Origin of the sequence: Amycolatopsis sp. NPDC059235, assembly GCF_042754125.1 — a bacterium.
GTDB lineage: Bacteria > Actinomycetota > Actinomycetes > Mycobacteriales > Pseudonocardiaceae > Amycolatopsis > Amycolatopsis albidoflava.
This window is the reverse complement of record NZ_JBHZAG010000112.1, coordinates 14,530-27,485: the sequence shown is the minus strand read 5'-3', so window position 1 is coordinate 27,485 and position 12,956 is coordinate 14,530. Positions and strand designations below refer to the sequence as shown.

Here is a 12,956-nt window from a genome sequence, read left to right as displayed (position 1 = left end):
GCCTTGACAAGCACCCCCAGACCGTCAGCACAATCAAGCTTCGGGGTGCCCCACGCAAGATCGGGCGCAATGTCGCCGCCAGGCGACGAGCCGCCCCCACCACCAAAACGGACCTACTTCAACAACCGAGACATCCGCCGATCAGCCAACGGCTTCCCCCCAGTCTGACAAGTCGCACAATACTGAAACGACTTATCCGCGAACGAAATCTCCCGAATAGTGTCCCCGCAAACCGGACAAGGCAGCCCAGTCCGAGCATGCACCCGCAGCCCAGACCGCTTCTCCCCCTTCAACCGCGCGGCCTTCTGCCCCACAGACCGCGAGACCGCATCCGTCTCCACCTCGCGAATCGCCTCAGCGAGGACCTCTAACGCACCCTCGTCCAACTTCCCCACCGTCGCATAAGGCGACAACTTCGCCCGATGCATGATCTCGTCCGAATAAGCGTTCCCGATCCCCGCGATCAACGACTGATCAGTCAACGCCCACTTCAGCCGAGTCCCCTTCCCCTGGAACAACTCCCGCAATCGCGAAGCATCAATGGCCAGCGCATCCGGCCCCAGCCGGGCCACGCTCGCCACCTCGGAAGGATCCGCGACGATCCACACCGCCAGCCCCTTCTTGGTCCCGGCCTCAGTCAGGTCAAAGCCAGGCCCGGAAGCGGACTCCAGATGCACCCGCAGCGAGATCGGCCCCTTCCCCGGCTTCAACGGAGCCGGAGCCAACCCGTCCGACCACCGCAGCCACCCGGCGCGCGCCAAATGCACCACCAGGTGCAAGTCGCCGAGGACGACGTCCAGATGCTTCCCGTGCCGCGTCGCGTCGGTGATCTCGCGGCCGTGCAGCTCCGTATACGGCGGCATCGCGGTCTTCAGCACGCTGAGCGACGCGACGTCGAGCCGGAAAACGGTGCTCCCCACGGCGTTTTCGCGCAGGTGATGGGCCAGTGCTTCGACCTCGGGCAACTCGGGCATGGCACCAGTCTCGCGCGCCGGTCCCGTTCCGGCCAGGCCTATTCGACCGGGTGCAGCGGACCGTCGAAGTCCGGCAGCGAATGCTTCTGGATCGTCTTCGAGATCCGCTTCACCTCGCCGGACACGGTGAACATGCCGCGGATCGTGCCGACCCAGCGCTCCGACGGCCGGTCGCCCGCGACGTCGCCCTCGGTCTCGGCGACCACCGTCCACGGACGGCGCAGGATCCACCGCAGCGGGAAGAACAACACCACCAGCAGCAACGCGAGCAGCACCCACGCGGGCACCTTCACGACATCCGGCGTCCAGACCACCAGCGCGATCACGAGGAACACCATGACCACGATCATCGCGATGCCAGGTCCGTAACTGCCTGCGACGTCGTGCTCGAAATCGTCCGCGGTGGCGGGGGCCCGCCATTCCATCTGGGCACGGACCACCCAATGGCGACCGTCTTCGCCGCGCACCAGCCGGTTCATCCTGTTGCCTCCCGGGCGACGTCGAACTCGGTCAACGTTACCGTGACCGTGCCGTCGAGCGCGAGGTGCTCACTGAGAGTTACTGGCGGTTTGCCGGGTTTTGGCTGTTCGGGAGCTTGCGTCCGCTGAGGAATCGGCCGAACCGGTGACATCGTTCCCGGACGTGGAGTCCGTCCTGGACGACTTCTCCGGCTCCGAAGGCTTGGCCGGCTTGGCGGACTGACGAGACTTAACGGGCTCCGAAGACCGGGCAGGCTTCGAAGACTTCGCGGACTTCGGGCAATCGGACGAGTACTCCGAGCTGGACGACGTCGGACCGGCAGGCGCGACGTGCCGCGACCCGGTCGGCGTCGTCGTGATCGACGGCGGCACGTACGAATCCGGCGACGGCACATACGACGAGGGCGGCGGAGCGTAAGTCGACCTCGTGTCGTCCGTCGTCGTGCTCAGCACGCCCGGGCTCGACGAGTTGGTGGACGTGTCCAGATCCGCCCGCGACTCAGTGCTCGACGACCGGCTCGTCATCGGAGTGCCCGAATGACTGCTTTCCTGACCAGGCAGATCGTCCCGAGGCGTCGAGCCGGAGGAATCCGGTGCCGGCGACTGATCGTCGGCAACTGGCTGCTGCGCCTGCGGCACCCGCGGCACCTCGGCCGCGCCCAGATGCTGCGAAGCACCCGGATGGACCGCGCCGCGGGCCGGCCGAGCGCTCCCGTACAGCTTCCCGGAGATGATCCGCGGACCCTGCTGCACCGGCGGCGGAGGCTGCTCCGGCGGCTGCAACGCCAGCTCCGGCGCACCCCCGCCCAACCCGACGTTCTGCATCGGATGCGACCCGAACACCAGCGGACCGGCAGTCAGGCTCACCGCGCCCGCCGCCGCGGTCGACGCCAGCGCCAGCCCCACCTTCACCTTCGAGCCGAACACCACGCTCTTCACCGTCGCGAGCGCGCCGCCGACCTTCCCGGCCCCGGCCAGCGCCGGCACCGCGAGCACCAGCACGCCAGCGTGCGCCCGCAACGACGAACACACATCCCGCAGCTCGTCCTGCGTCGCCCGGCACGACGGACACCCCAGCAAATGCGCCTTGATCCGCTCCGCCTCCGCGCCGGTGACACTGCCCGCGGTGAACCCGCCGAGCTTCTCCACCACCGCGCGGCAGGTCTCCGGACCGCGATTCACCGACAAATGCGCCTGCAGATACGCCGCCCGCAACCCTTGCCGCGCGCGCCGCGCCAACGCCGCCGTCGCGTTCGCCGACAACCCGAAATGCGGAGCCACCATCGACGGCTGCTCGCCCTCGACCTCGGTCTGCCACAAAACCGTCCGCCACCGCTCCGGCAAACTCGTGAACGCCGTCGTGATCAACGTGTGCTCAGCCGTCCGGGCAGGGGTGTCCACCCCAGCGCCCGCCCGGAACGTCAGCTCGTCATCAGTCACCGGCACGTCGCGCCGCGCCCCGTGCCACTCCCACGACACCCGGCGCGCGACCGTCAGCAGATACGCCCGGACGTAATCCCGCGGACCCGCACCGCGGCGCAACGCCTGCAGCACGCGGAAGAAGGTCTCCGCGGTGATGTCCTCGGCCTCAGAACGATCGGAGGCAAGACTTTGCGCCAATCTGCGCACCGCCGCCGCGTGCAGCTCGAACAACTCCCCGAACGCGGCGTCCTCGCCGTCGCGCAGCCGCTTCAAAAGTGCCTGCTCGTCGGATTCCGAGGCCGCTGGTGGCGGCGCCGTGCCCAGCTCGGTCATCCGGCAAGGCACCTCCTCCCCCGAAGGACTCACCACTGAAGTCGATTGGGGACACCATACGGAGCAGAGCGCCCGTCGTCACCCCTTGTGCGCTCGACGTGACGCGCAAGCACCGCATCTCAGCAGGTCCACGCGTATGTCGGGGCCCCCGAAAGTGTCACCGAGGCGACGGTATAGAGTGTGTTCAACACCGAGCACCAAGCGGTTAACGCGGATGTAGCGCAGCTGGTAGCGCATCACCTTGCCAAGGTGAGGGTCGCGGGTTCGAATCCCGTCATCCGCTCGCGGCTGAGAGGCCCGTATCCACAAAAAGCGTGGATACGGGCCTCTCGCCATTTCACCCGGGGGCCGAGCCCCCGGACCCCCGCGGTGCCTTCGGCTGCGGTTGGGTGGTGGGGCGCGGTTTGCTTGCTGCGCAAGCAAAACTGCGCAGGCGAGTTATCCCGCTTGGCGGGCTTTGGGGGTTGGTGTTCCTGTCCCGGGTTATAGCTCGTAGGTGTCTAGGGCTGTGGGGGCGATGGGGGACAGGTGGGGGTCTTTTTGTTCTGTTAATTGGCCTCTTGCCATTCGGTATACCTGGAAGGCGTTGTCGTGTTCTGGGTGCTGGTCGTCCCAGATGTGCAGGAGGCCGTAGGAGCCGGGGGCCAGTTCTCCTACTCGGGCGAAGGTTTCCAGCAGTTGCGGGGTGATGGCTCCGCCGTGTTTGTCTAGACCACCCAGATGGAGCATGGGCAGGCCCGAGCTCCAGCGCAGGTCAACCAGGTCCAGCATCGTGGTGTTCTGCAGGGAGCGGTGGACTCGCTCGACCATGCGCTCCAGCAGAGCTGCGTCGTCGTCGCCGGTCGCGGTGGCGGCGATGGTCACCCAGCCGTGGTATTCGAACACGTGCGAGACGGTAGCAGCGGCGGTGCTCAGCGGGTCAGCGCAGAGGGCCGGCCGTCCCGGCGCAGCTGGTTCGTGAGGATGCCGTCGGCGTGCTTTTCGACCGCGGGGAGCAGTTTGTCCCCGAAAACGCACAGGGTGCGTTCCCACGGGTGGCCGAGCGTGCCGTAGCTGAAGTCCGAGGCGAGGAACAGGTGGTAGTCGCCGCGCGGGAAGACCGAGACCGGCCAGGCCGCGTTCTGCTGCATGCGGTGCGGCCAGAACTTGAACGACTGATGCTGCCAGTGCAGCACCCACAGCCAGTCGTCCTCGGCGGTCGTCTCCTGCAGGGCGGCCAGCACCGCGCGGGCCACGTCGTGCTCTTCGACCGCGTACGGGCCGAGACGGAACTCGGCCGAGGCGCGGTCGTACTCGCCGGTGGAGAGATCCCAGGCCGCCGAAGGGCGCGGCTCATGGAAACCCGGCCAGTCGTGCGCGAAGGTGCTCGGCCAGAACCTGAGCTTGTCGTGCACCCAATACCAAGCGGGTTCGTCAGCCACTCGCGAGAGCGGCTCCCAGGCTGCAGCAGCGTTCACTTGTCGACCTCGAAGTCATCGACCGGGCTCGAAACTGCCGAAAGCTTCGTGTCCGGGGCCGGGATTGTCCAGTCCACCGGAGCCGAGCGCCAAGCTGTCACTCGACCGGGTGGCCCGCGGACCGGGAAACACCGCCCGGTCCGCAGCTACCTCTACCCCACGCTCCCGTCAGTCATGCACGCAGGCGTTATGCGGCGCGCCACAGCGTGACGAACGCCGACGCCTCGCTGGCCGCCCACGGCCGCAGCCGCTCCCGGTCCCGCGCCGACAAGGTGAACTCCTTCGCCCGGCGCACGTCCACGACCAGCGCTTCCCCGCCCGGCAGCAGATCCGGCATGCCCTCGGTGAGCAGCCACAACGCGAGCTGCGCGGCGTCCCGGGTGAGCGGCTCCTCCTTGAAGTACAGCCAGGTGGCGAACTTGCGGCCGTTCGACTTCCGCAACCCCAGCTGCGGGCTGATGCCGATCTCCAGCTCGCCGAGCTCGAATTTCGCCCGCCCGACCTCCACCAGCTTCGGATCGCGCCTGCCGAGGTAGCGCAGCCAGCCGTCGGCGATCGCGGCGTAATGCGGGCGGGTGCGCTCGTCCGCGTTGTTGACCAGCGCGCGCATGGCCACCTCGTCCTGCCGGGCCGCCCTTCCGGCCCGGACCGCGTTCGCCGCGCGGCGGTAGTAGTTGAACGCCGCCCGGGCCGGGTCCTCGTACAACCGGCGCTGCCTGCGGACGAACGACGAACGCGACGGGCCCTTGCTGGCGCTGTACCCGACGAACGTGGGCAGCGTGACGTATGCCTGCTTCGAACTAGTCATGGGCGGCCGCCTTCCGGTGGATGGTTTCCCCAGTACACGGCCAATTTTAGAACATATGTACGACAGTTTTTGCCGCTTAACGGGTGACCGGCGGCCACGGACCGGCGAGTACCGCCCGGGCCTGCTGCAGAACCTGTTGCTCGCAGTAGCTGACCGGCGTGACGTCGGTCGGGATCCAGGTCGCGAGCATCGCCAGCCACTGGCGCAGTTCGGAGAGGACGGCCGGGTGGCCGAGCCGTCCGTCGAAGGCTTTGACGCTCTTCGCGGCTTGGGCGAGCGGGACGTCACCGCGCACCATTTCGCCGAGGTGTTCACCGAGCAGTTGCCATTGGGCGGCGGTGGCGTCGACCGGCAGTTCGATGCCCAGCTCCTCGACCACGTGCGAGAAGGCGGCGGAAACCGCCTGGTGGTCGCGGTAGTCGAGAGCGGCCAGTTCGGGCAGGGAGGGCGCGTCGAGGCCCTCGCCGACGGCCCGCGCCCCGGCCTCGACGAGTTCGGCAGCGGTGATGTCGAGACCGGCGAGCCGATCCACGGCAAGGGCGGCGAGCGCACCGCGCGCGGAGGACATGCTCCCGATCGTACGGACGGGGCGGTTGCGCGGCCGGGCGCGAAGCGGGTGCCTGATCTGGGCAGATCTCGGCTGATCTTGCGCACCTGAGCCCCACGGAGCCGGGGCGCGTGGAACACTGTCGCCCGAACCGGTGACAGGGGGTTGCGTGATGAGCTGGCAGGAAGAGCTCCGGCGGTTGGACGCGGAGCTGGCCGCCGGCCGCCTCGGCCACGCCGAACACCGCCGCCAGCGCGACGAACTGCTCGCCGAGGCGTCGGGCGGCGGGGCGGCTTCGCCCGTGGCGTCGCCGTTGCGGCAGGACGCGGCGCCAGCGAGCGGGTCACCCACCTGGAGCACACCGGCCGCCCAGGCAGCGCCTGCCGGATCGGACAGCCAGGCCGCGGCCGAGCCAAGCGCTCCGAGCACCTCCGCCGACAGCAGCGCGAGCACCACGCAGGTCGTGGCGACGATGCCGGAGCACGACCCGACGACCACGCTTCGGCTGGGACCAGACGGCACCACCGCGCCGGGCACACCGCCCGGAGGCACCACGACTCCGGAGCAGCCCGCCGCCAACCCGGCGGCCTCGGCCAGCCCAGCGGCCTCGACCAGTCCGGCACCGTCAACCAGCCCGGCACAGTCGACCAGCCAGGTGCCCTCAACCAACCCGGCGCTCTCGCCCAACCCGGCGGGCTCGGCCAACCCGGCGGCATCGACCAACGCGGCACCGTCGACCAGCCCGGCACCCTCAACCAGCTCGGCGTCCTCAACCAGCCCGGCGGCATCGGCCAGCCCGGCAGCGCCGTTCTTCTCCCCGCCGCAGACCCCGGCCACGCCGCCGAGTGCGCCGAGCCAAGCCGGCCCGCCTCCGCCGCATCAGCCTCAGCAGCAGATGCCCGCGCAGCCGGGAACCTGGCCGGGCGTCGCTCCCGTGCAGTGGCACACCCCCGGCCAACCGCAGCAGCCCGGCCAGCAACCGGGCCACCAGCAGCCAGGCCACCAACAACCGGGCCAGCAACCAGGCCAGCCGGTCGTCGGATGGGCCAGCACCAACCCGGCGATGCCCGCGCCGGAACCGCCCGCGGTCGAGTCGTTCCTGAACTCCGCGGCGGCGACCCAGGCCACCCCGGCGAACCGAGCGTCGGAGAAGACCCAGCCCGCCTTCGCGCACACCCCGGGCACCCCGTTCTCCACCGACCGGCCGACCACCGCGCCGAGCCCCGCCGACGACCGGCCCACCGCGGTCTTCGGCGCGATCCCCGCCAATGGCAACCAGCCGGAGCCGCGCCGGCTCTGGGAGGACGACGCCAAACCTCGCCGTTCGAAGCCGACCTGGCTGTTCCTGTCGCTGGCCGTGCTGGTGGTGCTGGCGCTGGTCGTCGGGGGCATCTGGTTCCTCGGCAACAAGAGCGACTCGAACGACACGGCCGCACAGCCGCCCGCCGCGTCGTCCGCGCCGAACACCCAGCCGCCCTCGCTCGAGGACAAGCTGCCCGCGCTGCAGGGCACGCCGAGCCCGGAAAACTCGACCATGGCGCTGGACAAGGCGGTCCAGGCCAAGGCGGTTTCCGACGCCGACGCGAACCTCATGCGCGCGGCGGGCGCGGACCAGCTCGTCTACCACGCCTACGCCGGCACCGACGGCGGCACGACGCTGATCGCCGTCCCGACGCCGTCCAAGGCGCAGGCCGGCCAGCTCGTCCAGGGCCTGCGGCAGAACCTCGTCACCGGCGGGTTCGACAGCAGCCCGCTCGGCCCGGCGGCCACCGACCTGCTCTACACCGGGAGCAGCCCGGCCGGACGCGTGCTGGCCTTCTGGTACACCTCCGGCGGCGTGTCGGTCGGCATCGGCGTGTCGGGCCCGGTCGGCCAGGATCCGGCGGCGCTGCGGTCCCGGATGGAAGAGATCCGCGCGAAGGTCGCGGCCGCGCTGCCCGCGAGCTGAACGCACCCCGGCGCACAAGGCGACCCGCCAGGTCACGTGGGGTCGCACCCGTGCACAATGTCCACGTCGTCACACACAATCGGGTAGCGACGACGCATTGACCGTCGCCATGCCGACAGATAAGGGGGGCCCTGGTGTCCTGGCAGGAGGAGCTGCGCCGGCTGGACGAGGAGCTCGCGTCAGGGCGACTCTCCGCGGACGACTATCGCATCCGGCGTGATCAGGTGCTGTCCTCGGCTGTCGGCCAGCAGGACCAGCCCACCCCGCCGCCGCAGAGCCAGAGTGCGGACTCGACGCAGGTGATCGCCCCGGTCAGCCCGCCCAGCGGCGTGCCGCAGCAGCAGCCGCAGGCTCCGCAGCAGCCGCCCGCCGACGGCGGCGCCGAGCGCACCCAGGTCGTGCAGTCGTGGCAGACCCAGCAGCCGCCCGCGGACGCCGGTCCCGAGCGCACTCAGGTCGTGCAGCCGCAGCAGCACCAGCCGCAGGCGCACTACTCCCCGCCCGGCGGGTTCCCGCAGGGCGCGCCCGCCTCGCCTCCCGGCGGCTTCCCGCAGCAGCCGTGGAACGCGGCCGAGAGCGACCAGACCCCGCCGTGGGGCGGCGGCGACCTTCCGCCCCTCGGCCCGTCCGGGGGCGACTCCGAATGGGTCCGCCAGGGTCCGGAGTACTTCAGCGACAAGCCGAAGAAGGGCAACGGCAAGAAGATCGGCGCGATCGTCGGTGCCGTGATCGTGCTCGCCGGCATCGCCTTCGGCGCGTACATGCTGTGGGGCCGCGACAGCGGAGGCGGCGGCACCGAGCAGACCACCGCGCAGCACTCGCAGAGTTCGGCCGCGCCGAAGCCGCCGGACCCGCTCGGCGTCGCGAGCATGCCGGGCAAGGCCGAGACGCACGACGACATCACGTCGTTCTCGCAGGTCGACACCCTGCAGTACCTGAACCCGCAGGAACTGAGCGCCTACCAGGCGGCGGGCGCGTCCAAGGTCAAGTTCGTCGTGTACCACCTCGAGGACGGCAACCTGATCACGCTGTTCCTCGCCCAGGCCAGCAGCCCGACCGCGGCGAAGACCGCGGCCGAGAAGCTGATGGAGGTCCAGACGACGAACGGGGCCAAGCGCGACACCACCGCCCCGAACGGCGTGTACGCCACCTCGATCGACGCGAAGGAAGGCCAGTCGGCCCAGTCGCGCGGGCACTACGCGCACGGCAACGTGATCGTCCGCGTCGAGGTGTCCGGCAAGAGCCAGACGAAGACCGACTTCACCACCGCGCTGAACCAGCAGCTCACGGTGCTGACCGCCGATGCCTGAGCCCGGTACCACCGCCTGCACGATCGTCGCCCGCAACTACGTGCCCGCGGCGCGCGTGCTGGCCCGGTCCTACCTCGAGCACCATCCGGGCGGCCGCTTCGTCATCGCGGTCATCGACGCCCCGCGCGAACAGTCGGACCGGGCCGGCGACGGACTCACCGTCGTCGGCCCGGCCGCGTTCGGCATCGACGAGGACGACTACCTGCGGATGGCGACCGCGTACTCGGTCACCGAACTCGCCACCTCGGTCAAGCCGTACCTGCTGCGCGAGCTGCTGAAAGAGTCCGAGGCGGCGATCTACCTCGACCCGGACATCGAGCTGTTCGCGCCGATCCCCGAGGTCGCCGAGCTGGCCCGCGAGCACGACATCGTGCTCGCGCCGCACTTTCTGACCCCGTTGCCGCAGGACGGCATGGAGCCGGACGACGCGGTGATCATGGGCACCGGCATGTTCAACCTCGGCTTCATCGGCGTCGGCCGCGGCGCCGGGCCGTTCCTCGACTTCTGGGCGGGCAGGCTGCGCCACGACGCGATCGTCGCGCCCGAGCAGCAGCTGTTCACCGACCAGCGCTGGGTCGACCAGGTGCCGTCGCTGTTCCGGCACCACGTGGTCACCGATCCCGGCTTCGACGTCGCGTACTGGAACCTCCACGAGCGGCCGATCGGCCGCGACAAGGACGGCGACCTGACCGCGGGCGGCGCGAAGCTGCGCTTCTTCCACTTCAGCGGTTACCGGCCGGAAAAGCCGTGGCTGCTCAGCTTCCACTGCGCGCGCAAGCCGCGCGTGCTGCTGTCGCACAACGACGACCTTCGCGCCATCTGCGATTCGTACGGCACGAAGCTGCGCGAAGCCGGGTACGCCGAGTCGCTCGACTCGATTCCGTACGGCTTCAAGGACTTCCAGGACGGCACGCCGGTGCCGAAGCTCGCGCGGCGCGTTTTCCGCGAGGGCTGGATCAAGTCCGAGCGCAAGAAGAAGCCGGCACCGCCGCACGCCTACGCCGAGGACGGTGGGCTCGCGCTGCGCGAATGGCTCGCCACGCCGGAAGACCAGGGCCAGGCCGCGGCCGGGCTGAACCGGCTGACGCACGCGATCTGGGCATCGCGGATCGACCTGCAGATGGCGTTCCCGCACCCGTACGGCGACGACGCCGACGCTTTCCGGCACTGGTGCACCGGCTCCGGTGTCGCCGAGGCCGGGCTGCCGGAGTGGGCGCTGCCGTCCGAACCGGTCGCGACCCGCCCGCCGCACGACGAGTTCGGCGTGAACCTGCTCGGCTACCTGACCGCTGAGCTGGGGCTCGGCGAGATGGGCCGGATCGTGCTCGAGGCGATCGAAACCGGCGGCGTGCCGGTGGCCACGGTGCTGGAGGAGAAGGCGGTCTCGAACCGCACCGGCATCGAACGGCCCGCGACGGTCGGCGATCCGCGGTTCCCGGTCAGCGTGTTCGCGGTGAACGCGGACCAGACCCGCACGATCCTGACCAACCACCCCGAGGTCGGCGCCGGCCGCTACCGGATCGGGCTGTGGGCGTGGGAACTCGAGGATTTCCCGCAGTGGCAGCACGAAGCGTTCGGGATGCTCGACGAGGTCTGGACGGTCAGCGACTTCTGCCGGCGCGCGTTCGCCGAGCATTCGCCGATCCCGGTCAAGACGATTCCGGTGCCGGTGCGCGATCCGGGCGAGCCTTCACCGCCCGCGCGCGACAAGGGCGAACCGGTGCGGTTCCTGTTCGCCTTCGACTTCAACAGCGTCGCGGAGCGCAAAAACCCTTGGGGCGCAGTCGAAGCGTTCCAGCGGGCGTTCCCGGGCCGCGAAGATGTCCGGCTCACCGTCAAGGCGATCAACTCGAAGCTGCACCCGCAGGCCGCCGAACGGCTGCGCGCGGTGGTTCGCGGCGACGACCGGATCGAACTGATCGAGCGCTACCTCAGCGTCGCGGAGCTACACGAGCTGTACGAGACCAGCACCGCGTACGTTTCGCTCCATCGCAGCGAGGGCTTCGGGCTTACTGTCGCCGAGGCGATGGCGCGCGCGATGCCGGTGCTCTCGACGGATTACTCCAGCACCACCGAATTCCTCGACGCGTCCACCGGCTGGCCGATTCCGTACCGGCTGGTGCCGGTCGGCGACGGCAACTACCCGTACCACGCCGACGCGGTCTGGGCGGAGCCCGATCTGGACGCCGCCGCGGCCGCGATGGTGCAGATCGCCGACGACCCGGCCGAGGCGACGGCCCGCGGCAAGCGCGCGCGAGAGGTCATCCTGCGCGAGCGGTCGATGGCGACCGCGGCCGAGTGGATGCGGCGCGAGCTGGAGCAGGCGCACGCGACCTGGCAGGAGCGGCAGCGCACCGCGGCACCGCCGCCCCAGCACCCGCTCAGCCCGCTGGAGCAGGCGACCGAGGCGTTGCGCTGGCGTCCGGAAGCGAGCACGCCGTCGCGGCTGCCGCTCGCGCCCGCGCTGCGCAAGGCCGTGCTGCGCGCGATCGACCACTACGACGTGCACCAGCGCAACGTGATGGGCGCGCTGCTCGCGGCCACCGAGGAAAGCAACCGGCGGTTGCTGGACCGGATCGAAGGCCTGGAACGCAACGTCGACGAATCCCGCCGGGCCGCGCTGTCCACGCGCGCACTCGGCGAACGGCTCGAAGCGTTGCGCGGCACGGTCGACGAGCTGCGTCGCCAGTCCCCGGAAACCGAGCTGGCGCTGCGCAATCTCGAAGCCGATGTGGCGAAGCTGGCCGAGGGCTACGACGGCGTCGGCGCGGAGGTCGAAGCCGCCGCCGGGACCGTGCACAAGATGTTCGCGCGCCGCGACGAACGGCTCGACGCCGACGAGAAGGCCATCCAGCGGGTGACCCTCGACGTCAGCGCGATGCGCGACGCGGCCCGGCTCCGGCACGCTCCGGTGCCGCGCGGCGCGGACGTCGTCCAGTGCGACGTCGGCGCGCTGCTGATGCCGGTCGACGAGGTCATGCTCCCGTGGATCCTGTTCCACCGGTCATGGGAGGACAGCGAAGCCGAGCTGATGGCGTCGCTGGCGGACGGCGCGTTCCTCGACATCGGCGCGCACGTCGGCTACCACACGCTGCGGCTGCTGCGGGCCACGCCGGAAGTGACCAGGGTGATCGCGGTGGAGGCCGACCCGGTCAACGCCGCGTACCTGCGCCGCAACGTCGAGGTCAACCTTCCCGCCGCGGCGGGCGAGCTGGTCACCGTGGTCGAGTCGGCCGCGTGGGACGAGCCGGGCACCGTGCACCTGGCGCAGGCGACCCCGGGCAACAGCGGCGACAACCGCGTCACCACCGACGGCTCCGGCGTCGAGGTCCCGGCGGTGCGGCTGGATTCCGTGCCCGAGGTGACCGAGCAGCGGATCAGCCTGGTGAAGGTCGACCTGCAGGGCCGCGACCACCGGGCGCTGGCGGGGCTGGCCGAGGTGCTGCGCCGCGACCGGCCGCACGTGGTGTGCGAGTTCGACCCGGGCGCGATCGCGGAGCTGGGCGACGACCCGGTCGCCGTGCTCGCCGGGTACCGCTCGCTCGGCTACACGCCGAAGGTGGTCACCGACGACGGTCCGGCCGACGAGGTGCTCGAAGACTCGGCGATCATCGCCGCGGCCAAGGCGGACGAGAAGGAATTCGTCACGCTCTGGCTCGCGCCCTGAGCTGATCGCGC

10 protein-coding genes and 1 tRNA gene are annotated in these 12,956 nt (G+C 70.3%); 4 read left to right on the top strand and 7 right to left on the bottom strand.

Annotated features, from left to right (window positions below; translation table 11 throughout):
- Window positions 1-113 precede the first annotated feature (113 nt).
- The 3 genes from ACFXI3_RS41850 to ACFXI3_RS41840 form a co-directional block, all read right to left on the bottom strand.
- On the bottom strand, window positions 114-974 hold the full coding sequence (locus tag ACFXI3_RS41850) for a DNA-formamidopyrimidine glycosylase family protein (RefSeq protein ID WP_344281999.1): 861 nt from the start codon (window positions 972-974) through the stop codon (window positions 114-116).
- 38 nt (window positions 975-1,012) lie between these two features.
- Complete coding sequence (locus tag ACFXI3_RS41845; RefSeq protein ID WP_067578516.1) at window positions 1,013-1,453, bottom strand: DUF983 domain-containing protein; 441 nt, start codon at window positions 1,451-1,453, stop codon at window positions 1,013-1,015.
- Window positions 1,454-1,522: 69 nt separating this feature from the next.
- Entirely contained in the window at window positions 1,523-3,208 is a 1,686-nt protein-coding gene (locus tag ACFXI3_RS41840) for a zf-HC2 domain-containing protein (RefSeq protein ID WP_378407327.1), read from the bottom strand.
- Between the two features lie 210 nt (window positions 3,209-3,418).
- Here ACFXI3_RS41840 and ACFXI3_RS41835 point away from each other — a divergent pair.
- A tRNA-Gly gene (locus ACFXI3_RS41835) sits at window positions 3,419-3,491 on the top strand.
- A gap of 200 nt (window positions 3,492-3,691) precedes the next feature.
- Here the strand turns inward: ACFXI3_RS41835 and ACFXI3_RS41830 are convergent.
- From ACFXI3_RS41830 to ACFXI3_RS41815, 4 genes are all read right to left on the bottom strand, one after another.
- Window positions 3,692-4,093 carry an Imm7 family immunity protein gene (locus ACFXI3_RS41830; protein ID WP_344282008.1) on the bottom strand — a complete coding sequence of 134 codons (402 nt, stop codon included), beginning with the start codon at window positions 4,091-4,093 and terminating at the stop codon, window positions 3,692-3,694.
- A gap of 26 nt (window positions 4,094-4,119) precedes the next feature.
- Complete coding sequence (locus ACFXI3_RS41825) at window positions 4,120-4,629, bottom strand: DUF2716 domain-containing protein (protein ID WP_378407330.1); 510 nt, start codon at window positions 4,627-4,629, stop codon at window positions 4,120-4,122.
- A gap of 223 nt (window positions 4,630-4,852) precedes the next feature.
- A complete protein-coding gene (locus ACFXI3_RS41820; protein ID WP_344282011.1) occupies window positions 4,853-5,473 on the bottom strand; it encodes a hypothetical protein in 621 nt (206 codons plus the stop codon).
- Between the two features lie 76 nt (window positions 5,474-5,549).
- Entirely contained in the window at window positions 5,550-6,041 is a 492-nt protein-coding gene (locus ACFXI3_RS41815; RefSeq protein ID WP_378407325.1) for a hypothetical protein, read from the bottom strand.
- A gap of 151 nt (window positions 6,042-6,192) precedes the next feature.
- Here ACFXI3_RS41815 and ACFXI3_RS41810 point away from each other — a divergent pair, with 151 nt between their 5' ends.
- The 3 genes from ACFXI3_RS41810 to ACFXI3_RS41800 all read left to right on the top strand — a co-directional run bounded on the left by ACFXI3_RS41810 (window position 6,193) and on the right by ACFXI3_RS41800 (window position 12,945).
- Window positions 6,193-7,968, top strand: coding sequence for a hypothetical protein (locus tag ACFXI3_RS41810; protein WP_378407323.1), 1,776 nt, complete (start codon window positions 6,193-6,195; stop codon window positions 7,966-7,968).
- A 134-nt stretch (window positions 7,969-8,102) separates the two neighbouring features.
- Window positions 8,103-9,278: a hypothetical protein gene (locus ACFXI3_RS41805; protein WP_378407321.1), complete on the top strand. Its 1,176-nt coding sequence runs from the start codon at window positions 8,103-8,105 to the stop codon at window positions 9,276-9,278.
- Window positions 9,271-12,945: an FkbM family methyltransferase gene (locus ACFXI3_RS41800; protein WP_378407319.1), complete on the top strand. Its 3,675-nt coding sequence runs from the start codon at window positions 9,271-9,273 to the stop codon at window positions 12,943-12,945. The genes ACFXI3_RS41805 and ACFXI3_RS41800 overlap by 8 nt, the downstream gene beginning before the upstream one ends.
- Window positions 12,946-12,956 lie beyond the last annotated feature (11 nt).

What these genes read in the sequence shown, in the direction of transcription:
- ACFXI3_RS41845 (WP_067578516.1), bottom strand. Translation starts at nt 1,453, where the DNA reads ATGAACCGGCTGGTGCGCGGCGAAGACGGTCGCCATTGGGTGGTCCGT.
- ACFXI3_RS41840 (WP_378407327.1), bottom strand. Translation starts at nt 3,208, where the DNA reads ATGACCGAGCTGGGCACGGCGCCGCCACCAGCGGCCTCGGAATCCGAC.
- ACFXI3_RS41850 (WP_344281999.1), bottom strand. Translation starts at nt 974, where the DNA reads ATGCCCGAGTTGCCCGAGGTCGAAGCACTGGCCCATCACCTGCGCGAA.
- ACFXI3_RS41820 (WP_344282011.1), bottom strand. Translation starts at nt 5,473, where the DNA reads ATGACTAGTTCGAAGCAGGCATACGTCACGCTGCCCACGTTCGTCGGG.
- ACFXI3_RS41800 (WP_378407319.1), top strand. Translation starts at nt 9,271, where the DNA reads ATGCCTGAGCCCGGTACCACCGCCTGCACGATCGTCGCCCGCAACTAC.
- ACFXI3_RS41815 (WP_378407325.1), bottom strand. Translation starts at nt 6,041, where the DNA reads ATGTCCTCCGCGCGCGGTGCGCTCGCCGCCCTTGCCGTGGATCGGCTC.
- ACFXI3_RS41810 (WP_378407323.1), top strand. Translation starts at nt 6,193, where the DNA reads ATGAGCTGGCAGGAAGAGCTCCGGCGGTTGGACGCGGAGCTGGCCGCC.